Annotated in this window: 20 protein-coding genes and 2 pseudogenes; 6 read left to right on the top strand and 16 right to left on the bottom strand. The window is 56.9% G+C overall.

Going from position 1 to position 21289, the window contains the following annotated elements; genetic code table 11:
• Positions 1-17: 17 nt before the first annotated feature.
• Together G7009_RS01240 and G7009_RS01245 are read right to left on the bottom strand one after the other, a co-directional pair.
• A complete protein-coding gene (locus tag G7009_RS01240; RefSeq protein ID WP_181128153.1) occupies positions 18-428 on the bottom strand; it encodes a GlcG/HbpS family heme-binding protein in 411 nt (136 codons plus the stop codon).
• A 245-nt stretch (positions 429-673) separates the two neighbouring features.
• A pseudogene (locus G7009_RS01245) lies at positions 674-1060 on the bottom strand (transposase); the annotation flags it as partial.
• A 3-nt stretch (positions 1061-1063) separates the two neighbouring features.
• On the opposite strand from G7009_RS01245, the pseudogene G7009_RS27580 reads away from it, so the two are divergent.
• From G7009_RS27580 to G7009_RS01270, 4 genes and pseudogenes are all read left to right on the top strand, one after another.
• Positions 1064-1756, top strand: a pseudogene (locus tag G7009_RS27580) (tyrosine-type recombinase/integrase); the annotation flags it as partial.
• A 509-nt stretch (positions 1757-2265) separates the two neighbouring features.
• Entirely contained in the window at positions 2266-2655 is a 390-nt protein-coding gene (locus tag G7009_RS01260) for a helix-turn-helix domain-containing protein (RefSeq protein ID WP_181128157.1), read from the top strand.
• Positions 2633-3121, top strand: coding sequence for an ImmA/IrrE family metallo-endopeptidase (locus G7009_RS01265; RefSeq protein WP_181128158.1), 489 nt, complete (start codon positions 2633-2635; stop codon positions 3119-3121). Before G7009_RS01260 ends, G7009_RS01265 begins: the two co-directional genes overlap by 23 nt.
• 473 nt (positions 3122-3594) lie before the next feature.
• Positions 3595-3870, top strand: a complete 276-nt coding sequence (locus tag G7009_RS01270; RefSeq protein ID WP_181128159.1) for a hypothetical protein — start codon at positions 3595-3597, stop codon at positions 3868-3870.
• Between the two features lie 4 nt (positions 3871-3874).
• Here G7009_RS01270 and G7009_RS01275 read toward each other — a convergent pair whose 3' ends face one another.
• The 4 genes from G7009_RS01275 to G7009_RS01290 all read right to left on the bottom strand — a co-directional run bounded on the left by G7009_RS01275 (position 3875) and on the right by G7009_RS01290 (position 5106).
• On the bottom strand, positions 3875-4081 hold the full coding sequence (locus tag G7009_RS01275; protein WP_181128160.1) for a hypothetical protein: 207 nt from the start codon (positions 4079-4081) through the stop codon (positions 3875-3877).
• A gap of 40 nt (positions 4082-4121) precedes the next feature.
• Entirely contained in the window at positions 4122-4217 is a 96-nt protein-coding gene (locus G7009_RS28110; RefSeq protein ID WP_375139520.1) for a hypothetical protein, read from the bottom strand.
• Positions 4218-4474: 257 nt separating this feature from the next.
• The gene (locus tag G7009_RS01285) at positions 4475-4735 is read right to left on the bottom strand and encodes a hypothetical protein (protein ID WP_181128161.1); all 261 of its coding nucleotides are present in this window, start codon (positions 4733-4735) and stop codon (positions 4475-4477) included.
• Positions 4732-5106, bottom strand: coding sequence for a hypothetical protein (locus G7009_RS01290; RefSeq protein WP_375139521.1), 375 nt, complete (start codon positions 5104-5106; stop codon positions 4732-4734). The genes G7009_RS01285 and G7009_RS01290 overlap by 4 nt, the downstream gene beginning before the upstream one ends.
• Before the next feature lie 171 nt (positions 5107-5277).
• On the opposite strand from G7009_RS01290, the gene G7009_RS01295 reads away from it, so the two are divergent.
• Positions 5278-5580 (top strand): hypothetical protein, encoded by a 303-nt coding sequence (locus G7009_RS01295; protein ID WP_181128162.1) that lies wholly within the window; start codon positions 5278-5280, stop codon positions 5578-5580.
• A gap of 39 nt (positions 5581-5619) precedes the next feature.
• Here G7009_RS01295 and G7009_RS01300 read toward each other — a convergent pair whose 3' ends face one another.
• From G7009_RS01300 to G7009_RS01325, 6 genes are all read right to left on the bottom strand, one after another.
• Complete coding sequence (locus G7009_RS01300; protein WP_181128163.1) at positions 5620-6072, bottom strand: structural protein P5; 453 nt, start codon at positions 6070-6072, stop codon at positions 5620-5622.
• Positions 6069-6596, bottom strand: coding sequence for an HNH endonuclease (locus tag G7009_RS01305; RefSeq protein WP_219856387.1), 528 nt, complete (start codon positions 6594-6596; stop codon positions 6069-6071). The genes G7009_RS01300 and G7009_RS01305 overlap by 4 nt, the downstream gene beginning before the upstream one ends.
• A 244-nt stretch (positions 6597-6840) precedes the next feature.
• On the bottom strand, positions 6841-9492 hold the full coding sequence (locus tag G7009_RS01310) for a hypothetical protein (RefSeq protein ID WP_181128165.1): 2652 nt from the start codon (positions 9490-9492) through the stop codon (positions 6841-6843).
• A gap of 161 nt (positions 9493-9653) precedes the next feature.
• A complete protein-coding gene (locus G7009_RS01315) occupies positions 9654-10460 on the bottom strand; it encodes a KilA-N domain-containing protein (protein ID WP_181128166.1) in 807 nt (268 codons plus the stop codon).
• Positions 10457-11398 (bottom strand): BRO-N domain-containing protein, encoded by a 942-nt coding sequence (locus G7009_RS01320; protein ID WP_308813295.1) that lies wholly within the window; start codon positions 11396-11398, stop codon positions 10457-10459. The genes G7009_RS01315 and G7009_RS01320 overlap by 4 nt, the downstream gene beginning before the upstream one ends.
• Positions 11362-11535 (bottom strand): Arc family DNA-binding protein, encoded by a 174-nt coding sequence (locus G7009_RS01325; protein ID WP_181128167.1) that lies wholly within the window; start codon positions 11533-11535, stop codon positions 11362-11364. Before G7009_RS01325 ends, G7009_RS01320 begins: the two co-directional genes overlap by 37 nt.
• A gap of 157 nt (positions 11536-11692) precedes the next feature.
• On the opposite strand from G7009_RS01325, the gene G7009_RS28115 reads away from it, so the two are divergent.
• Positions 11693-12031, top strand: coding sequence for a hypothetical protein (locus G7009_RS28115; protein ID WP_375139525.1), 339 nt, complete (start codon positions 11693-11695; stop codon positions 12029-12031).
• A 27-nt stretch (positions 12032-12058) separates the two neighbouring features.
• Here G7009_RS28115 and G7009_RS01335 read toward each other — a convergent pair whose 3' ends face one another.
• Genes G7009_RS01335 through G7009_RS01350 form a run of 4 tightly spaced genes read right to left on the bottom strand, consistent with a single transcriptional unit; the run spans position 12059 to position 21235 of the window.
• Positions 12059-12679 (bottom strand): hypothetical protein, encoded by a 621-nt coding sequence (locus G7009_RS01335; RefSeq protein WP_181128169.1) that lies wholly within the window; start codon positions 12677-12679, stop codon positions 12059-12061.
• Entirely contained in the window at positions 12676-13404 is a 729-nt protein-coding gene (locus G7009_RS01340; protein WP_181128170.1) for a hypothetical protein, read from the bottom strand. Before G7009_RS01340 ends, G7009_RS01335 begins: the two co-directional genes overlap by 4 nt.
• Entirely contained in the window at positions 13404-14372 is a 969-nt protein-coding gene (locus G7009_RS01345; RefSeq protein ID WP_181128171.1) for a hypothetical protein, read from the bottom strand. Before G7009_RS01345 ends, G7009_RS01340 begins: the two co-directional genes overlap by 1 nt.
• A complete protein-coding gene (locus G7009_RS01350) occupies positions 14369-21235 on the bottom strand; it encodes a tape measure protein (protein ID WP_181128172.1) in 6867 nt (2288 codons plus the stop codon). The genes G7009_RS01345 and G7009_RS01350 overlap by 4 nt, the downstream gene beginning before the upstream one ends.
• Between the last annotated feature and the right edge of the window lie 54 nt (positions 21236-21289).

Genomic DNA, 21289 nt, shown 5'->3' on the forward strand with positions numbered 1-21289 from the left:
ATAAATGAGATTTTAGGTCAGAGGGCTGCTACCGCGGCCTCAGCCACAGACTGGTCCTGCGCGCCAGTCCCGCCGCTGACTCCGACTGCACCGACGTACGCATCGCCGTCGACCAACGGAATACCGCCAGCGAAAGTGATGATTCGCCCTTCAACTGAATTGGCGATTCCGTAAAACTGCCCTCCAGGCTGTGCGTCAGCAGCGAGATCACGGGTTGCTGATTTGCAAGCCAGACTGGTGAAGGCCTTATTGATGGAGTGAGTAATACTTGCGAGCTGGGCCCCGTCCATACGCACGTGCGCTAGGAGATTTCCACCAGCATCAACCACTGCAATATTGCTTGGCGAGCCGATAGCTGAGGCTTTGGCTTCTGCTGCGCTAATCACCCGCTTCGCGTCGGCTAACGAGATAGAGACGATGTTCAGCATTCTGTCATCCTCAAAATATCCGGGTGTATGGAAAGCATTCGCCTTTTTAGGGACCCTTGAAGCTAGCTATTGTTCTGATTTTTTCCATGCGGCTCGATTAGCCGCAGAGAAATAATCAGCATGAGGCTTCGCATTAGGGTGGCCTGTCGTGAGCATCTAGCGCCACTTCCAGCAGTTGCTCCTTCTGCAGGATCTCGGTCACGCGGATCACAGCCCCCACCTGCATGGCCTCTAGGGTTTGTCTGAAAGTCAGCCCGCAAGCATCTCTCGATGCAGGCCAGGGTGACCATGGCTTTAAAGCTGCTGGCCACTTTGTCGTAACGCGTACAGAGGCGACGTTTTTCCTTGAACCAGCTGAACAACCGCTCAATAACGTTACGCTTTTTGTATTGAGGCCCATCAAACAGTCGAGGCAGGCCTGGTCGAGGTTTGCGATGCATCTTGCACAGAGGAATGACCGGTTGCATGCCGTAGCGGTCACAGTCTTGACGCAAAACCTGGCTGCCATAGCCCTTGTCGGCCAGCACATACCGACAACGCTTGCGTGGACGACCTTCGATACCTGGCTGGCTGATCTGATCCAGCAGTGGCATGAAGTAGCGCAAGTCGGCTTGCTCGCCGGGGGATAGCATGACGGCCACCTGCCGCTGACGCATATAGGTGACGAGGCCCTGGCCCCTTCCATTCAAGACCGCAAAGCGGGCGTGGTGCTGCCGGATGGGAAGGTAAAGAAGGGGGTCAGCAACAGGACGGTGAACATCGCGATCGAGCGAGCTATCCGTGTTCTGTCGCCGGCATGCAGGGAGTGGCGGGATTGGGAGATTGCGGTCCCGGAGCTCGACACCAGCGTATTCCTGATCCCTGCCGACTTCGGTGGTCGGCATGAGAAGTCAGGGGTGAAGAACCGGGAAGAGCGTCTGGTTGTGCTGAACAGCGTGGCTAGGTCGATCATCGAGAAGCAACGTGGGATCAGCCGAGAATGAGTTTTCCCATACAACGGCACCGCGATGCACCGGATGAACGACTCGGCCTGGAAGAAGGCGCGGATGAGAGCGGCGAAACTCTGGCAGGAGGAAAACCTTCGGCCCGCTCACCCTGTGTACGCATCGGTCAGGATCCAGGACTTGAAACACACCTTTGGTCGACGACTGCGCGCAGCAGGGGTAACCGAGGAAAATCGTAAAGCGCTTTTCGGTCACAAAAACGGCAGCATCACCAGTCATTACTCGGGCGCTGAGCTCGGGCACCTGATTGAAGCTGCAAATATGGTATCAGCAACCGATTCGCGTGGGCCGGTCCTGACAGTTTTGAAGAGAAGGCAGGCGTAACTATGGGAGAAGTCACGCAAAAGTCACGCGCATGAAAAAGGCCAGTTCTCACGAATCTGGCCTAAGTCATTGAAGTATATGGTCGGGACGGAGTGATTCGAACACTCGACCCCTTGCACCCCATGCAGCAGACGAAAGGGATGTAACTGCCTGATTATAAAAGGAATCGACACCTACTAAGCTGTCCAAAAACCGAAGTTTTCGTGCGTTTTGCAAACGGAAGCATGCGGCCTGCAGTCGAGGTTTTGCGCACCACCAGCAGCTCAAAGAGCGCGCACTCACTCCAGGCCATGCAACCCGCTAAAACGAAGAAAATTTCGCGACGCCGCAGGGCCCGCCATTCAGACTAAGCCGCTCCCTCCGTTCCCCATGCCGCTCTTGCTCCGTATCACCTCAAGCGATTCAGGACCGCATAAATTTCTACCTTTCAAGTATTCTAGTTGAATGCTTGACGACCGCGTTCTGATGCGATTAAATAGGTTCATGTTTCAACAGGCAGGGAGAGGGCAATGTCACTTTCAAAATTCGGAGTCGCAGTTAGGGAATTTCGGCGATCGCTGCAAGTCACCCTCAGCTCAATGGCGACAGCCTTAGACACGTCGCCAGCTTTTTTGAGCGCTATGGAAACGGGACGAAGCAAGATTCCGATGGAATGGGTAGACAAAATTTCGAGCTATTTCGAAGCAGCCGGACTGAGTGTAAACCGTTCAAAGCTCAAAGCCAGTGCGTGCGAGGACAACGAAAGCGTGTCCCTGGTAGGTCTTCCTCCGCACCATAGAATGCTGATTGCGGGCTTCGCGAATTCCGACCTAAATCAAGAACAGCTTGCAAAATTAGGGCGCTTGCTAAGCGAAATCCATGGGGGAGAATCACAAAATGATGAGCGAAAACCAAGCTGAATTTACACTGCGCGGGCACCGAGTGCCCGCAATTGACAGATCAGAAATAGACTACATATCTGGTCGGATCTGCAAAATCTTAAAAGCTACCAAGCACTCTTTCTCCCCCTCTAAGATAGGCATGTTCCTACAAACCTTGGAGGAGAACGGTATCAATATTGATGTCGTTGACGACGACGAGTGGATTGACATAGCACGAGCAACCGTAGACCCGTCTACAGGCTTTATTTATATGCCCAATAGCCTATATAAAAACCTGAATAGGTCAGAGCCTGAAGCCCTAAGGATTTTCTTACACGAGCTAGGCCACATCTTCTTATGTCACAGACCGCTCTTGCATTTCACAGATAAGAATGCTCTTCAGATAGAAGACTCAGAATGGCAAGCCGATACTTTTGCTGATTGCGTGATCGATCGGCTGAAGCTTCCTAGACAAGGAAGACAGATTGAATTTAAAAACTTCTAACCAATCACGCCGCAAACGTGATTAGTCAGAAGCTGGTGGTAGACCGCAAATCTACCAGGGAAGTTCTCCACTCGCTTTCCGCAACCGCAGACAGCTAGAAGATTCGTGCTCTCAACAGCTGCGTATCCTAGCTTCGTCCTTCGGATTTGTCCAGACATTGTGAGTAGTGGCCACCCCATAAAGAGGTGAGTCTCATGACTTATACCGACGAACGGGGCACATTCATCCTTCGCTGGAGCCGTCGCTTGAAAAACGGCCATATTCAGCGTGCGGTGGGTAAGCCTTTCAAAATCTACATCAAGTAATTGATGTGGCCCTGGCCCTTTCGGGCCAGGGATTTTGAGCAGCAGCATCCCTCCCCTGGCGTCCTGCCGATATTTCTCCCTTCCCCAAAAGCGCAGCTCATCAATTCGGACTGGCCGTTCCGACAAAGCTCGGATACTGTATATAAAAACAGTATCAAGCAGACCGCCATGGACCTCATCGACGAAACCGGCTTCGAGCTGGGAATGCCCACCCAAGTGGAAACGCTCCAACACCAATGCCACCTGCTGTGCAACGAGAACGATCAGCTCCACCGCGAGCTTGCCCAGGCGCGGCGCAACATCGAGAAGCTGGTGGAGATCAACCAGAACCTGCTGGCGCAGGTATCAGCAGAATCGAAGCGAGCGAATCTGGCTCACGTGAAGCACGTAACGACCATGAATCGGTTACGGACTGAGCACAGCATCGACATCGGCACATGGTAGACGATCAGTGAAGCGAGGCGCCGCCTCTGCCGAAGGCTTGCTGAATGTAGTCGTCGAAGTCCTTGGCCATGGCATCGGCTGTGTGCTTGAGGCGTTCGATCTCCTCTGCAGGCCGGTCCTCAGTTACCGCGTCGTCGTAACGCCGTTGGGCCGTGGCAGCTCGTCGCAGTAGCCGGTCAGACTCCTCTTTTGCCTTCCATAGATCCTTCATGGTCTGCCCCAGTCAATTGGTCAGGGCATTATAGGTCGCCTCACACGTCAGGCCAGCTATTTGGGGCCCTGTCATACGCTTTCGCCAGTCCTCCCGCTCGTTCATCAGCCCGTGCGAGCAGGTCGGAGAGCAACATGGCGGTCCGGGCGGAAGGCGGTCAGCGAAGGGAGGCGGCCTCTCGGCTGGGAGTTTCTAGCACGTAATCGCGCAAGACTTGCTCTAGGGTCGCAACCTCTCGCATAAGAGTTTCAAGCTCTGCTGCAGGCCGCCCCTCGGCCGAAGCCGCGGCGAGACGCTTCTGTGCCTCCACCGCCTGCCGTGCAAGGCGGTTTGCCTCTACTCTCCATAGATCTGACATGGTCTGCTCTAAATTAACTGGTCAGGGTAGTATAGTTAGCGGCATGCGCCGGCAGCGGCGGCCAGCTCCTTCTCATATCCGATCCGCTGCCGCCTCTCAGCCAGCAGGGCCCGCACCTTCACTTCCAGGCTATCTGACTTCTTCAGCCCTGCGGCGGCCCAGGGCGGCAGGGCTACCTCAGGCGCGCGGCACGGCACCTGGACCGGCACCTCGACTCGAACATAGCTGACCTCAGGCTCGACCTGGCCAGCGCAACCGGCCAGCAGTGCAGCCACGGCAATCAACATCAACCTCATAGCCCAAGCTCCTTGTCGATGATCGATGTCGCGGCTGCGCATTGGTCGCCGCCGGTCCGCTCCTGTTGCAGGCGATTCGCCGCGGCGTAGTCAGGCTGGGCGCTGGCCTTCGCATCGCTCACCGCCTTTTCGGCTACGGCTTGACGCTGCTGTCCGGCCAGAACCAGCTCACCCAGCTTGAGGCCCTGCTCCGTGGCCAGTTCCTTCAGGTTGTCGCGCGCGGCAGTGCAGGTGGACAGCTTGCCGGTGGAGACATCCAACAGCGGCCGATAGTACCGGGCTGCTAGCCAGATACCGCTACCAGAGCCTAACCCGAACAAAATAAAGGCGCTAAGCAATAACACAAGCGGTTTGGATATCAACGATTCCACGAAGTCTCCAATATCATTTAGCAAAGGTTGTACACGATTTATGGTTTGTAATAGTTATGGGGCCAGTTGTCCGAATGGTTCTCAACATGGGTACATTAAGTTGCCAAACCGGCGGCCTGCGGTAAGGTAACCAGACGACTATTTAATTCGAACAAGAAGCTCGGAGGAGCAATGCGCAAAAGAGGCGTTTTATTTTGGGAATGGATAGATCCGGCGCTTCACCATCGTATCCACGATGAAAAACTCGACGACGGCACGTTCATCGATGTCCAGGTCCGTCTCTCCCGTACCGGCTCTACCCAGATGTTCATCGGCATCTACGATGGTCGCGGCGTGGTGCTGCATGAAGAGGCCTACGACGCCCGGCCAGGCGAAACCATGACCAGGGCACTGGCTTGGGGCGTAGGCCGCGCACGCAAGCTGGTCGTCGAAGGTCTACCTGTATCCAGGCAAAACGTAGCTGCATCAAAGTAGATGCAGGCCTGCAGTCTTCTCGGTTCGACAGAGCGCCACCTATAGGAGCGCTCTTCGCACTCCCTCATCGATCACCGTCGCCGAGTACGGGTTGCCGCCGTTCTCATGGATGATGATGCCCAGGACCATGCCGCGCAGGGTGGCCGGGTCCTTGATGTTGATCGGGTCGGTGGGCTGTACGCCGACCCGGCGAGCCACGGCATGGGCATAGGCCTGGGTGTTGTTCTCGTTGCTCGGCGCCCAGCGGTTGATTGTCTCGAGCACAGTGTCGATACCCTTCAGGCCAACGCCTGGCAAGCCGTCCTTGCCCCGATAGTTGATCAGCAGCTTACCCAGGGCGCGGATGCCGTTCTCGGGCGAGTCGAACCGGGCGAAGCGTGGCTTGGCCACACCCTGCTCCAGGCCCAGCTGGCCGACCCAGTCGTTGCGGGGGTTGAAATCGATGTTGCCGGGGTTGTTCGAGCGCACGCCACGCGGAATTTTATGGCTCATGCCGCCACCTCCGCCAGAGAAGCCCAGCGCTTGCCGTTTTTGATCCGGCTGACTTGTGCAGGAGATATTCCATACTTGGCACACATCTTTCGACCGGCGCCGTGCCCCTCGCGTAGAACGGTATCCCGGACGTCCAATGCCTGAGCAGCAGTGAGGACAGCAGTTACGCATTTCTCACCGTCCTGCATCGTTCCATGACTGCGCATATCCATCTGGTTGCCTTGATGGCTATCCCAGCGGAGATTGCCTACAGAGTTGTTTGAGGGATTGCCATCGTTGTGGCACACATCCGTTTGGCCCTCATCTGGCTTCGGCAGGTATGCCAAAGCAACCAGGCGGTGGACCAGGCGACGGCAGGGCTTGCCGGTGTCATTGGCTCGCAAGATGTACGCGATGTATCCTGCTTCGGTCACCGTCCCCTTCAGCGCAACGCACTTGCCCCCACGTCGGCTCCGGACGTGGCCATTCGGGGAAACGTCATAGTCACTAAAGCCGGCGATAACGGTCCATGTGGTACTGGTCATAGGTTTTCTCCAGTCGAAAAAAAAGCCCGCAGGTGCGGGCATGAGAACTTCAAGGTAATCAAGCGTTGGGCGATACGGCCTCCGTCTCCGCGAATGGCTATGCCGGAACCCCTGCACTTATAGATCCGCAGGGAAAGCTGATCACTGAGGCGAGCTAGATAGGGTGATTTTTAAACGCTGGGCAGCAACAGACAGGTCCGTAGAGCTCTGAACAACTGCAATCGACTGCCTGAAATTTTATCGATCAGCTGTATGCTACCGACTTAACCGAGGCCCCTGATCCGGTAAATGTTGCAGGCACGCAATCATCAAGCCTCACCTCCCACATGCCAGAGCTAAAGAATCCTGCACCGATACTAGCCCCTCCAATCGCTCGGAAATTCCTTAAGACGAAAACCCCCGATCCGTTTGAAGGAGCTTCAAAAATCTGAGTAACTAGCAGAGTCGGATCATTTATAGTCAGACGCTCAGCTGATCGAATCCCTCCTGACACTGGTACAAAAGCGCGGGTGTACGAAGCGCCAGAAGCATAATCCAGAGTGACGTCTACAATATTGTAGAACTGAGCAACTCGACTAGTCGTTTTCCAGCCCCTGAAGTTTCCACTAATGAGACTTACTCCTGCCAGAATAAAGCCGTTCGAGGTAATACTGGCCCCGTAGGCAATATCAAAATTGGCCACAGTTCCTTTTGCAACGGATATGGACCTAATCCCGGTATCTTTAATCCTCTTTATGTCAAGCCGCCGGCTCTGCGGGGCGTTTATTGCTAGGCATTCACCTATTGCGACGTCTATGGTTATGCCTACATCACGATCCGCCGAATAGAATCCAACGTTTTTGTATATAAGTGTTCCAATTCTTATGCTGTGGTCGAGGCCGCTGGCATTGAATAGCATAGGAAGACTTGCATCCGCATTGGGATAGGATGCGCGGCATACGCCGATCTCAAAGTGAGATGGCACACCACTGTTGGCGCTCTGACCCTCAAAGAACCCGATAAACACGCCAGCAGGAAAACGGGTATCGTTAACCCAATCGACGCTTCCGAAGAAGCCCTGCACTGTCTCTTGGGATTTTACAAACCGCTTTGCGACATTCCTGGCATAGAGCGATCCAACAATAAGCTGCGTTGGATTGGTGAACATGCGACAGACGTCACTGTCGCCATCTAAAGGAGTTACACCATCTTGCGCGACAGAATAAAATTCCTCGATACGGAAGCTACCGATTCTAACCATGTGCTGCTTTATCTGCGACGAGCCGGAACCGTAGTTACCCAAGACAGTCATGGGAATGGCAGAGCCACTATTTTGCATGTAGGTCTGCGTCCTGACATTCAGGATGCGAACTCGCTCAATGTCAAGCACTAAAGGGTTATCCCCAAAGGTGTCAGAAGAATATTCAAGACCGAAGAATTGTGCATCAACGGTAGGGTTTACGCAAAACACGTTCTGAAATTCCAAACTGCCGATTTTCACGTGCTGCAGCCTTCGGAATTTACCCAAACCTTTGCAGTAGCTGTTACCAGCATCAATTCGGCCACTATACTCAAGCACAGCAACACTGCTAGCAACAATCCCGCTCCAGTTTTTGAAAGTGTGTAGATGAGGACCTAGATCAATTTGCAGGACAGACCCAGAATAAGAAATAGGATCCCCTGTAAATTCAAAAGAATAGGCGGTTCGGCTGCCAGCTATTTTTACGCCACCCAAAATAGCTGCTTTAAGCTGTGTAGCATTGGCCGCCGGTGTGTTTAATAGCGAAATACCGCATTGCTCAAGAGTTAGCTCGGTCTGTATGCGGCGCCACTGACGCCCTGCGCCATCAATGAACTTGGTCAGATTGTCATCGCCAGAAACGGATTGGTCCCTAACCACCGTTCCAGAAGAGCCCATGGATCTAATAGCTATAGTGGTGGCCACACCGGTGTACGATCGAAGAGAGGCGTAATCAGCCAAAGTCTTTGTATAAATCAACAGATCATCAAGCTTCTCACCGTCAAACCCAACACCTGAGGCCCCCTTGTCTGGGTCGATGTAGTTGGCTAGATCCTGCTTAAGATCTGCAATGGCTTGCTGGCTATCGTTCACCTCCCAGCCCGCATCCGTGTAGATGTACTCGGCTTGCTCTTCGGTATTGAAGTAGCGGTCGCCCACCTGTAGAGGGGTGGCGTCGTCCCGCAACAGAGGTGGCTGAGCAACGGGAACCAAGAACCCACCAGTTCTCGATGCTACCGCTTCCGCTTTCTCTTCGGCAGCTTCGGCTGCTTCAGTTGCGGCTTGTACATCCTGGGCTCGGGCGATATCCGGACCGAGCCATTCCGAATTGATTTTGCCATCCGCATCTGCAAGAGGGATTTTCCCCGGACTGGGCGTACTAGTGGCGGTTCCGCCTGTGACTACTGCTTCCGCATTTTCAGCGCTGCGGGCGGCGCTTTCGGCGCTTTCTTGAGCAATAGCCCTATTCGCCTCGGTCTGGAGCGCTGCTGCCGCTGATGTTTCGGCATGTTCGGCAGAGACCTGTTCCGACAGTCCGGCAGCGACCTGGCTTTGGGCGGCCGCCAGCTCACTGGCATTGGCCGCTTCTTGGCTCCCTTGCGCGGAGGCCGCAGCCAGCACAGCTGCATCCTTCGAGTCTGCCGCTACCTCTGCTGCAGCCACGACTGCGTTGCGTGCCTGCTCGACAGCAGCGGCATTTACCTGGACCTGATCGGCCCTAGCGCTAACTGTGGCCGCTTGGTCTGCCACTTGATCTGCATCCGTAGCGACCTGCGAGGCCAGCTGCCTTACTTCCACGAGGTCATTGCGGGTTGCATCACGAGCACTTTGCACCTGTCCGAGCATCTCTACTGCAGCGTCGATCTCCGCCCCAGTATGGGCGCTGTTATAAGCCATGAGTTTTCTCCGGGCATAAAAAAACCCGCACAGGCGGGTTCTTTGTTCAGTATGAGGTTGGTCGTAGCGGCTTAAATTACGCGCTATGGATATAGGGCTTCTCTAGAATCCGCAGGAAGCACCGAAACCCCACGCAAGTGAGGTTCGGCCGGATAGGGTGTTTACTGCGATAGACCGTGCGCGACGACTTCAGGCATTTCGGACTGAAGCTTCTCGGCAAGGCACTTCAGCGGCTTGGCAACCGATTCTTTCCAAAGGATTTGCTGAATCGGCTTGCCATCGCCGTGCTTCTTGGCTGTGTCAGTGATTACGGCAAACTCTTTGCCTTCGGGCGTGACTTCCCAGCGCTTTTTGCCAAGCCTGTACACCACACTGTGCTGCAGGCCGCACTGCGCCAAGAGTTTATTCATGCTCACGCCGCTCATGCCAAACTTAGCGCCAAGCTCGGTCGGCGTATAGTTCAGCTCCTGAGCCTCGTTAACTAAGTGCTTTACCCCGGCCATGTCCATCAAATCGATGCCGATCACGGATCGGACCATGCTGTTGGCACTCAGCAATGCCTGGTTCCCTTCCAGGCCAAAGCTCTCTGCAATGCGCTTGGCTGCCTCCAAGTTGTCAGCGGCAACCGGAAGCCGCTTATCCTGTGGAATAACAGCGTCGTTGGCAGCTGCCGAGTCAAAGGTCCGAATGACATGAAGGCTGAACGTGGGGCTAACCCACATCGCATATGCATAGACCAGCTCCTTACAAACGTAGGTGCCGGGAGAGCGACCGCCCCGAGCCACCCTCAAAGCGGGAATTCCCGCTTTGCCAATTTCATCAGCAAGCTCTTGGGCGTGACCTACCCGCATCCACTCACTTGGCTTATGCCTCGGTTCGCCGCCTGCCGCCCGGTGGAAGTCGTTTAGGCTGAAGCGCCCGTCTTGGTCCTGGTGAATTTCAATCCCTGCGATCATGAGTGCGCTCATGCTGCCACCCTCCGTGCTTGGCTCCGAGAAACAATGCGAAGATTTTCGGTGGCTGCCGCAAGTAACTCGAACATTTCAGACGTAGAAAAATTCACGTCCCCAGTAATCAAGCCATCAATCATCTGACGGCGATTTAGCACATACGCATCACGAGGAATCAGCTTAAATTGTCGTTTACCTTCGCAGTCCGTCCAGACCAGGAGCCGATCAAAAGGATACTGCAAGGTTGGAAAGCTATCTCCCTCTTTGGGCAGATACTCGCCTTCGACTGCGTAAGCAGCGATGAAATTGCACGCCGCCTCAAATTGGCCAGCTGAAATCAATTCAGTGCGTGGCACGTTGAAGCGGGTGCGCAGTCGGCTATGCATCATCAAGGCGAAGCTATGTCTTTTGTCTGCCGGCACGGCCTTGCCCTTGTCCCTGATCAGGCCTTTGATGACATTGAGCTCGGTCATGCCGATCAGCTCATCCATCAGGGTTGCCATTTTGCTACCGGAGTCTTCGTAACGGCCATGCTTGCGGATTGCTGGGAGAACCTCCGCAGTCACCCATTTCTTGAACCGCTTGGCCTCGGTCTTGCGGCTGCGAAGGATCGCCGAGTACAGTCCGGACTCGTTAATCACCAGCATTTCCTGGGCCCCGCCAGGGGTCGGCACAATCTGCCGACCCTTTTCGTCATCGTCGAGGTTCCGCGTCATGTCCTTAGCCTCCGCATACAGCAAGGCGGACGAGACATCAGCAGCGACGAACCATGGCTGGTCGTCAATCAACAACGTGCGAACTTGCTGCTTGCCGAAATGGAATGGGATTACGTTTGTGCTATTATTCGTCATGACGATTTCTTCCTGGTAGTTGATTTCGTTTCCTGAAGCCCTGGCCTGCACGCCGGGGCTTCTTCGTTTCAGGCAATCGCCTGCTTGCCTTGCATTTCTCTCCACTTCAGCCCCTCCTCTATCAAGAGTCCGATTTCTGCATTCAAGCTACGTCGATTCGCATGAGCTTGGTTACGAGCCTTCTCTTTCAAATCGGCGCCGATCCGCAAGCTGTAGGGTGGGTTTTGATGCCTGTCTTTCATACCTGCCTCCATGACTGGTGTGGATTCATAATAACTCACTTCACTTATGAGTCAAGTGGACTCATTGAGATAAGTGGATTCATTTTGCATACTCCTCAAAAGCAGCCCGAGCACCGACATGTCAGATCGCCACTCCATCAGCCCTTACCCCGTCCGGATGCCTCCGGACCTACGCGCTCTCTTGGAGGCCAGTGCCGAAGAAGGGGCAAGGTCCCTGCATGCCGAGATAATTACTCGGCTCTGGTCGACATTTCAGAAAAAGGATGTGCCTGAGAAAGAAGGCTCAAAGCATCGTATTCGCGGCGTCGACAAGCGGGCCTTGATTGAAAGCTCTATTGCCGGCGTTGGAGTCACTCGCGAGGACCTAATGGATGCCATTTCTGTGGCGGTCGAGAGCGCTCTTGTGGGTCTAGGTGCGCTCCCCTCTGCTCCAGACAACGCCACGCCACAGCCAAATACAGGCCCCAAGTCACGAAAGCGATTTCCTAAGGGGTAAGCTCACCGCTTGAGTAATTGGTGTGTTTCAGGACACGGTGAGGATCAGATTGCGCTCGGCGCCTGAAAGCGCGTCGACGCAAACGCCCGTGACCTCATGAGGGAAATCGATATTCGCTGAGTAAACCTGCAGCGCAGGTGCCAAGGATCTCTCCACCCTTGCGGCAGGTTCCGCCCCAGTCATGGTTACTGCCCAGCCTCGAGTGGTCTTCGGGGTGAGGCCGACGCACAACAGAAGCTCGTTCTGCAAACGGGTCGTGACGTCTATTGGCATGGCAGGCGATGTGTGCGCCTCCAGCTTCACGCTGGACCATCCCGGGGTGCGAAACACCAGAACAGCCACATACAGCGAGTTGATTCCACCTCTGGTCCATCTTGGCGCTGACAGGCCTTGGGCGTACCTCGCAGTACAGACATAGTCCTGGATTCCCTGGACCCAGTGTTGCCAGCCAGATGCGGGCATGGTCGTTTTGATATCCTCGTCACGCGGCGACATGATCGCAACGACAAGATCGCCGGCTTGCACGCCGGCTGGGAACTTGGCCTCTACAACAGCCGACCCGCTAGCCAGAAGACTCGTCGAGCCCACAAATTCCCAGGCTGACCACGGCCCAGGGAGGGCACCACCCATCAATGCAGCTTCGATCATGAGCGCGCCCCCACCGAACCCACCCATCCGTCACTCACCCAGATAAGAATGACCGTCGTCCACACTGTGCCCAATACAGGCGCCTGGCTGTTGTTCCAGAGGATTCCCGGCGGCCAGGTGATGTCGGACTTTCCGGTGATGTGCAGCACGACCGTCATCGCACGGTTAGCCGCGGGAATTCCGGTGAAGGAAAGCTTGCGGGGTGCGCTGGCATTGACCTTGAACACCTGACTGATATTCAGATCGAGGACCGCTGTTGAGACTGCGACATCCAGGTCATAACGCCGGATGCTACCGGAGTAATCCACGCCGGTTCCGTCCGGCTTCACCACCAGTGGCAGTCCACCCTTTCCGGCAACCGCCGGCAGACCGGCTGATGCTTGGGCCGCAGCCGCAGCCGCCTGGGCCGTGTCGCGGAAAGCCTTGCTGTTGTCCGCCTGAGCTTTCGCAGCGGTCGCCTGTTGTGCGGATGACTGAGCGCTTTGCGAAGCAGCATCCGCCTTTTGCCTGGCGGACTCTACCTGAATAGCGCCGTTTTTGGTCGCCAGCTGTGCACTCTCGGCAGCCGCCGCAGCCTGATCACCGATGTAATCAATGGCCTGGTTGATTTCGTCACCAAGCGCCGGCAGCGCGGCCATGAAGTTGTCCGCCAGCGTGGCGAAAGTGCCTGCCGAGTTCTGCCGGCTCGGCGCCTCTGGCAGCGGAGTGATAGTGGGTGTAGCCATCAGATGAGTCCTTCGACAGAAATTGAGCAATCCGACGCCGTCGGGCCGCTGATCACCACGTTGAAATCCCGGTAGTAGCCGTAGAGGATCGTGGATTGGTAGCTAGCCTCCCCAATCCACACCAAGGGCTTGGCGCGATACTTGGTGAGTGTTCGCTGAACAGCGCTCACCCGGGAGGTCTGGACAATCAGGTCGAATTCGGCACGCTTGGAGTACCCCCGCTCGACCACAATGAAGTTGCCAAAATCATCACGTTCTTTGCGGCTGTAGTCAGTGATGCCTATCGATGAGCCATACAGCGTCTCGCCCAGGACGGCCATTTTCCCCACGATCAACGCGCCGACCTTGGCCACCCCGCCTGGCTTGGCGATGACGATATCGACAGACCCATAGCTGCCCACCGGTATATCCAGCAAGGCGAAGTCTTCGTTGAGCTCCACCGGGCTGAAGAAGTAGTCGTACCAGTCGTTGATACCGTCCGTGGACACAGGCGAAACCTGCGACTCGAACACGATCCCCTGATAAGGGTCGGTCACGCGCACGTAGATCGATCCAGCGTCCAGGCCGAAGAACGCCAGGGCGTCCACTGCCCTGCCAGGTGAGATGGACAGCGAGATGCTCTCCGGGTTGGTGGTCACGGTACCCACCTTGTCGTCGAACATTCGCCAGCGATTGGTGGGGCCAAGATCCAGCCAGGTCGGCGGATCGGTCACCACCGTTGGGCTGCTGTTGGTATGAGCCTTCAATGCTTCGTAGTTGCTATGCCCGAGCATCACCCGATCACCCACGACATAGGCCTTGCTCGATACCCACAAGGGGTAATCGTTCTCCGGCACGTTGGTGATCAGGGATGCGACCTGAAACGCCTGCCCGACTTGCACCACCAGAGGCTCAGCATCGGGCGCCACTTGGAACGGCTCAAAGGTCGCCATGCCCGGCGTTATTCCCACCGGCTCAATGATCCTCACGAAAACAACTCCTGTTCCAGTTTCTGCGGTAGCAGATCGGTGTTCTTCGCTGCTTTCTGGGTGTTCTTGGCGATTGCGAACAGAGCCAGCTTCAACTCCGCCCGCAGCTGACGTACTTCTTCTGCCGTGTCCGAGTCGTTGCTGTTGTTCAGCATCGAAGCAGTCTGCTGGGCGTTGTAGATGCGGCTTGGGCCAGTCACCTCGAGCTCAGGCCCGTTCTCCCCTACCAGTCGCAGCCCTCCGCCATGGATACCGCCAGAGGCATAGCCTGGAATCTTGATGGCCTCCCCGTTCAACCGCCCGCCCTCGGCGATCGTTTGAATGAGGTTGTCGTAGGTCACCGTCCCGTTGGCGAGCGCGGCGGTCCAGGTCGCCAGCCCGCTACTGTCCAGGCTCCGACCCAGTACCACCTGATAAACCGACTCCAACATTTTCACGTTGTTGTCGTAGGTGTTCCGCGCTGCTGCACCAGCAGCTTGCCCTGCAAGGGCAGCAACCACCGCAGCATTCATCGCCTGAACTGCGTCTTTCACCCCGATGATCGAGTTGTCGACGCCATTGAGCGCATCGATCTGCGCTTGAGCGAACTCCAGCTGACTATCCAGCCCAGCGATCTGAGCGTCATAGGCTGCCTTGGCCTGCTCGATCTGCGTCTCCAGTCCTTTCTGCGATTTCTCGGCGGCAGTGAGCTGCTTGCCATTGATCCCTTCCAGCTCGGCAATCACGTTCGCTGTTCGGCCCTGGTCCCGCGCGAAATCCTCCATGGATCCGTAGAGATCAGTGTTGTTGCTGCCGAGCGTATCGAGCGCATCCTCAAGGCCGCTGAAACCTGCCAGTGATCCGCCCCCGCGAGCTGCAGTCAGTGCGCTCTTCAGCACGGCCTGTGCCTGGGCGCGCAGCATCTTCACCGCTTCGTCCGAGTCGCCGCGCAACGACTTAAGCGCCGACCCCAGATCAGTGCTGACACCAGTCAGGTCGCTGACCTTCGTGGTTACAGTGCTGAGCATGTCATTCAGCGAAGTCGATCGAGCGTTATAGGCCTTGGTGAGCTTGTCTCGCTCGGCGCCGATAGCGCGGGTTAGTGCTCCGCTCGCTGCAGTTACCGCACCCACCAACGCATCTGCAGCAGCCTGGGCCGCCTCGGCCGCACGCGTCTCTAAGATATCGAAAGCCGAAGCCGCAGAACCCGAGACAGCCATCAGCGATTGATACATCGCCTCGCCCGCTGCAGTGCTTCGGTCAAGACCCTCAACGAGGGCCCGGAATTCATCACGGGTACCGGGCAGTGCCATGTTCAGTGCCGCGAACTGCTTGCCAACCGCAGCGAGAGTGTCAGCAGACTTTTCTGTCTCCGTGTAGAACGCTGCGTAGTAGGTATTGAAGTTGGCGGCAGCAATCTCTGCAGCGGCCTTTGCAGCCTCCGCCGCTGCCTCCGCCGCAGCGCTCGCCTGTGCTTCCAAACCATCAAAGACGGTACCGGCAGAGGCAGCCGCGCTCATCAGCGTGTCGTATAGCGCCCTGCCCGCAGCGCTGGTGTCGCCGGCGGCCGACTCGACCATGGCCCGATACTCGTCCCGGGTACCGGGCAGCGCAACGCCCAGCTCCTTGAGCATCGATGTAGTTTCATTGATCGCTCGCTGGGTGTTCTCCGCCTCCGTATAGAACGCCGTGTAGTAGTCGGACTGACGCTGCTCCAAGATCGAGTAGGCCGCCGAGGCATTTTCCGCGCCCGCCGTCAGGATCGAGAACATCGTACGGCCGGCCTCAGTCGACATATCCTGCGCCTGAAGTAGCTCTTTGTACGCATCCCGCGTGTCCGGCAGCTCGACACCCATGGCAACGAACTGAGCCCGAATACCTGCCAGCGAATCCACAGACTTCTGGATGTCGCTAGTGAAGTTTTCGTAGAAGGCAGAGATATTGGTGTTCAGCGCTTCCAGGCCGCCAGCCATGTTGATCAAGTTTTCAACGGCAAAGCCGCTGGCCACCGACATATCTAGAATCTTCACGCCGAGTAGGTCGAACGAGGCATTGACGCTGTACAGGTTGTTGACGAACGAGGTTAGGCCTTCGATGTTGAACCCATCAAGACCCGCGGCAGTTGCAGCGTTGATGGCGGTTACCGCCGAGTCGCCCAGACCGGTGAACCATGCATCGATCTCGGTCTGGATTTCCTCCTGAGTCTTGCCCTTGGTGCTGATCTTCGTGGCTGCGACATTCAAGCCGTCAAGCACGCTGGCGGTCATTTGCACATTGAGCGCAGCGAACAGGTCCATCGCGCCCAGGACCGTGGCGTTGTACGCATTGCCGAGCACCGCGTCGGTCTCTGGATCCAGTGCGCTGTACCGCGTGCGCTTCTTGCTGCTGGAGAACAGCCCGCCCTTCTTCTTCTGGTAGATGTACTGCTCGGCTTCGAACTCGCCATCTTCAACGCCGAGCTGGATGCCGCCGTCCTTGGTTTGCCACGATCCACCGAACAGCTTGGAGTTGATCGCGCCAAGCACCGCCGAGGCAAAGGTTGAGCCGGAGAGGATCGCTGCCAGCTTTCCACCAACGAGCTTGGAAGCAATCTTGTCCGTCAGGCCAAGCCCCGCCAGGGAAACCTTTGCCAGAGGATCGTATTTGACGATATCGAGGTTGGTCACCTCACTGGTGTCATACCGCACGCCGGCGTCATAGAGCTTGCCGGATTGATACATGCCCATGGCGACAGCGAGCGGCCAGGCGGCTGCGGCGCTGCTCATCGCTGCGCTGATCTGGCCGCCCAGTGAGGCAGCGGTCGCCGCAGCACCGGCTTCGGCAGCGGCATAGGAGGCGGCCGTCATCGTTGAGACGCCTGTCGAGAACTGAGCGCCCACACTTGCCGCGCCCTGCGTAACAGCCCCGCTCAGCGCTGCTGCAGTAATGCCTTCAGCACCGACGACCGCTGCAGCGTTTGCTGCGGTTGCGCCGGTGAACACCGCAGCCAGGTTGGCGAACCCAGACTGAAGGGTCGATGCGGTGGAGCTGAACATACTGCTGTAGTAGCCCGCGCCGCCGGAAAGTGCCCCGCCGATCCCTCCCGAAGCATAACCAGCAGCTATAGAGGAGCCGACGCCGGTCAGAGCGCTTATACCTTGGTAAAGGGTCTTGCCGATCCCGATAAGGGAGCCCAGGCCAAAGCCGCCGCCGGACGAACCGCTCGACCCGCCGGACACGGATCCAAGGAGCTTGCTCCAGACCGCGCTCAGGCCTTGGCCATTGTCCGTGCCAGTTAGCCAGTTGCTGATGGAAGCCAATAGGGGCTTGGTGGTCAGCATGTGAGCAATCTCGCCCAGGGTCTGCTTGAAACCCTTCTTGAGGTTGTCCCATAGGCTTTCCGCGCCATCGCCGATGTTGCCCCACGCGGTAGCAAACGCCCCGTCGATACGATCGATTGCAGCTTCCGTCATTTGGCCCCAGATCGTGGCCTTCGAGCGGTTCACCTCGTATTCCTTGCCCAACTTCACCAGAGCATCGCCGTAAAGCGAGGCTTTCTCTGGATACATGGACATTGCGGCCATCAAGGCCTGTTGCTCTTCGGTGTAGTCCTTGAGCAATTTGACTTGCGGGTTGAGCCGGTCGACGAGGTCGTTGGCTTTGTTTGCCTGCTCCAGCGCCTTGTTGGCATCAAGTTGTGCACGAGTGGTCGCCAGGAGCTGCTTATACTCTTCGCTGCCAACCTTGATGTTCTTGCCTACAAGCTCAGCCTGGACGGCCTTTTCAATGTTGAAGGCTTCGAGCGCATCTCGACCTTTCAGCGTCGCAACAGCCTGAGCATTGATGCTTTTGAGCTCAGCTGCCATGGCAGAGACTGTTTTCGCGACATCCCGGCGATCTTCCGCATCGTGCAGCGCATTGACTGCAGCAGTGACTTTATCGCGTGCGGCCGCGCCTGTTTTTAGGAGTTCTTCCTCAATCTCCTGCTGGATCGTCAACGCCCTGACGTTGTCAGCACCGCCCACATATGCGTTTGCCATATCACTGGCCGCCTTGGTGGATATGCCTGACTTAGCCAGCAGGTCTTCCAGGGCCTTCGCTTGATTCTTCAATGCCGTGGCCGCTGCGTTTGCAGCCTTATCAACCCGCTTGTTGGCCTCAGTGGTCAGATCAAGCTGAGCAATTGCCGCCGAGGCGCGGTCTTCTGGCGATTGACGCGTCACTGCTGAAGCAGTGGTCACAGCCGGAGTCGCGCCATTGGTAAGAAGGTCCTTACCGGTGAGATTTTTCTGCGAGCTTTTCTGCTCCGGGAGCAGCAGTAGGTTACGACCCTCGGTGAGGTTGATCGCTTTGTTGATAACCCGCTGCATGTCGAAGATCTGCGAGTCGGCACTTTCTTTAGCCGCTTTCGCAGCATCCTCATGGGATTTTTTGACAGCAGCGGCAGCATCAGCAGCTGCCTGCTCCTGGGTGTACAAGGCGACCAGTTGCGCCTTGAGTGCAGCCTTCTGGACTTTGTCATTGTCCTTGATGGCGTCTTGATACTTTTTGAGCGTATCGGTCTGCTCGGCAATGACCTTGGCCTGGGCCTTCTGCTCGGCGGTCGCGCCCATCTTGGCAGTGGCATAAGCAGCTTCTGCCGCAGCGTTGGCACCCAGCAAATCTCGGGTCTCGATCAGCTTGGCAATGTACTTATCCCACTCTGCCAACTGAGCCTTGGTTTGTCCGCTTACAGCTTGGGCCTCATTGTTGGCGACCTGGGCAGTGGTGTTCTTCTCCGTTTCGCCGGTCAAGGCAGCAAGGGTTTTCTGCTGCTTATCAAGCTCAGCAGCAAGATCTGTTACTGCAGCCTGGCCCGTCTCAAGCGACCTGGCCATGCTCTCGGTAACGCCCGGCATCGCGCGCAGCTGATCAGCAACCGCTTTCCAATCGACGGTCATGCCGGCGGCCTGCTCTTTGGATGCCTTGCGTACCAGGCTCAGCGCGGCCTGGGCGTCTGCAGGCAGATTGGCGAGACCCGCCATAAGACTGTCTGCGCCAGCCGCCCCCATGCCGCGCATATCGTTTTCAAACTTGTCAGCCATCGCGCCGGACATTTGAGCGATCTGGCTTTGGGTATCTGCGATTTGCTCCTTCAACTCCCGTAAGGTGACGGCCTGCGTGGCCCGATTCAGCTTTTCAAAGCGGTCGATCAGCTGATCCGTAGGGTCGGCCAAGTCGCCCAGGCGCTTTTTAAGCTCACCGCTGTTCTCGCCCAGGCTGAGGAATGAGTATGCGACAGCACCGGTCATGGCGATAAGACCCACAGGCCCTGTCATCAGTCTCAACAGAGCGTCTCCAGCCGCCGACACCGCGGTCATTGAACGACTTGCCAATGTCGCTGCCTCAGTTGCTCTTTCCGATGTTTGAACAGCTGCATTCACTGCGAGCGTTGTCTCGCCAAAAGCGGCGGCTGCGGCAGTCTTCCCAGCGTAAGCAGCCTGAATTTCTGCCGATGTAGCGACGGTTGTTGCCGCCAGTTGGGCTTCGGCAACCTGGATCTGCTTGATGATTGCAACTTCATCAAGGCGAGCCAGCGCCATCCTGTTTCTCGCCGCCGCTCGTCCCTGCTCTGTTATCTGGGCTGCTAGGCGCTGCTCTTCCAGTACGCGCTCGCCAGCAAGAGTTGTTTGAACGGCTTTCAGGTTGTTGATTTCAGACTGTTGCCGCATCCGGTCCGAAGCGACTTTCTGCTGTGCCGACAGTACATCAGCGTTTGCCCTGGCAAGAGCTGCCTGTGCATCAGCTTGTTTGGCCTGGGCAGACGTCAGCGACTGGGCGGCAGAGGCCGCATCTGCCTTTAGCTGATTATTCGTTGCGGCGATGGACAGAGCGGTGGCCCCGGCCTGCTGGATTGCAGCTTTGGTTGCCGCTCCGAACCCAATCACTGCCTGGCCAATCGCCAGGGCAAGCCGCGCACCGACGATTACAGCCAAGGTTTCAGCGACATTCGAGACACGTGCGAGGCTTTCCTCTACCGCCGCAGAATCAGAAGTCAGGATATCGATCGATTGCGAGACCCCAACGATGACCTCTGCAGCCCGCGAACTCGCAGCGCTTGCCTGGTCCAGGCGCCCTATAAGCTGGGTGTAGGAGTTGCCAATCGCCGTGATGCTATTGCCGATTGTGACGGCGGTCTTGCCGTATAGGTCTTCGACGGCTTTTTGCTGGCTCTGCAGCGCTTTAACAACGGCCTCAGCAGTGAGTTTGCCCTCAGAACCCAGGGCGCGCAGTTCGCCAACTGTTTTGCCCATGCCAGCAGCAATCGCCTGCGCCAGGGCCGGAGCCTGCTCCATCACGGAGTTCAGCTCTTCCCCGCGCAGCACGCCGGACGCAAAAGCCTGGCCGAGCTGCATCAATGCGGCATCAGCCGCCGAAGCCGAAGTGCCCGAAATCGCCAGAGCCTTGCTGATCGTACCCACGATCCCGGCCACGCCCTCGCCTGTCAGCTTGAGCTCTTTCTGGTTCGTCGCGATACGCTGGTACAGCTCGGCCGTAGCGGTCAGCGGCTGGAACGAGCTCTGCGCGATGGAGAACACCGCCTTTTGGGCAGCATTGAATTCGGCGGCGCTGGTAGTGACGAGACGGAGACGGCTAGCAATCGTCGCATAGGCGTCGGCTTGGTTCATCAGCGAGCTGATGCTCAAGCCTCCAGCAGCCGCAGCCATGGCGCCCCTGACCATATTGCCTGCAGAAAGAGCGCTTTGCCCGGCTCGCGCAAATGCGGAGTCGACAGTAGACAGCTGACGGTCGATTCGCCCAGAGACCTGCGCAACGGTTGAGTCTGCCTTGGCCATTTCCTGCCGCAGCTGGGCTGTGGTTGCTTCCAGCCGAATCAGCATTCCCTGGACTTCTTGACCTGACATGCGTTTCTCCAGGCGAAAAAAAGCCCGCTCGGACGGGCCTCTCACATTCAAATT

The sequence above is a fragment of the Pseudomonas capeferrum genome (genome assembly GCF_013523055.1).
Lineage (GTDB): Bacteria > Pseudomonadota > Gammaproteobacteria > Pseudomonadales > Pseudomonadaceae > Aquipseudomonas > Aquipseudomonas capeferrum_A.

Excerpts from the sequence above, each read along its gene's own strand:
- G7009_RS01315 (WP_181128166.1), bottom strand. The coding sequence starts at position 10,460 with ATGAGCGCACTCATGATCGCAGGGATTGAAATTCACCAGGACCAAGAC.
- G7009_RS28115 (WP_375139525.1), top strand. The coding sequence starts at position 11,693 with ATGCCTCCGGACCTACGCGCTCTCTTGGAGGCCAGTGCCGAAGAAGGG.
- G7009_RS01335 (WP_181128169.1), bottom strand. The coding sequence starts at position 12,679 with ATGATCGAAGCTGCATTGATGGGTGGTGCCCTCCCTGGGCCGTGGTCA.
- G7009_RS01240 (WP_181128153.1), bottom strand. The coding sequence starts at position 428 with ATGCTGAACATCGTCTCTATCTCGTTAGCCGACGCGAAGCGGGTGATT.
- G7009_RS01260 (WP_181128157.1), top strand. The coding sequence starts at position 2,266 with ATGTCACTTTCAAAATTCGGAGTCGCAGTTAGGGAATTTCGGCGATCG.
- G7009_RS01275 (WP_181128160.1), bottom strand. The coding sequence starts at position 4,081 with ATGAAGGATCTATGGAAGGCAAAAGAGGAGTCTGACCGGCTACTGCGA.
- G7009_RS01325 (WP_181128167.1), bottom strand. The coding sequence starts at position 11,535 with ATGAAAGACAGGCATCAAAACCCACCCTACAGCTTGCGGATCGGCGCC.
- G7009_RS01265 (WP_181128158.1), top strand. The coding sequence starts at position 2,633 with ATGATGAGCGAAAACCAAGCTGAATTTACACTGCGCGGGCACCGAGTG.
- G7009_RS01300 (WP_181128163.1), bottom strand. The coding sequence starts at position 6,072 with ATGAGCCATAAAATTCCGCGTGGCGTGCGCTCGAACAACCCCGGCAAC.
- G7009_RS28110 (WP_375139520.1), bottom strand. The coding sequence starts at position 4,217 with ATGTTGCTCTCCGACCTGCTCGCACGGGCTGATGAACGAGCGGGAGGA.
- G7009_RS01295 (WP_181128162.1), top strand. The coding sequence starts at position 5,278 with ATGCGCAAAAGAGGCGTTTTATTTTGGGAATGGATAGATCCGGCGCTT.
- G7009_RS01270 (WP_181128159.1), top strand. The coding sequence starts at position 3,595 with ATGGACCTCATCGACGAAACCGGCTTCGAGCTGGGAATGCCCACCCAA.
- G7009_RS01285 (WP_181128161.1), bottom strand. The coding sequence starts at position 4,735 with ATGAGGTTGATGTTGATTGCCGTGGCTGCACTGCTGGCCGGTTGCGCT.
- G7009_RS01310 (WP_181128165.1), bottom strand. The coding sequence starts at position 9,492 with ATGGCTTATAACAGCGCCCATACTGGGGCGGAGATCGACGCTGCAGTA.
- G7009_RS01350 (WP_181128172.1), bottom strand. The coding sequence starts at position 21,235 with ATGTCAGGTCAAGAAGTCCAGGGAATGCTGATTCGGCTGGAAGCAACC.
- G7009_RS01340 (WP_181128170.1), bottom strand. The coding sequence starts at position 13,404 with ATGGCTACACCCACTATCACTCCGCTGCCAGAGGCGCCGAGCCGGCAG.
- G7009_RS01305 (WP_219856387.1), bottom strand. The coding sequence starts at position 6,596 with ATGACCAGTACCACATGGACCGTTATCGCCGGCTTTAGTGACTATGAC.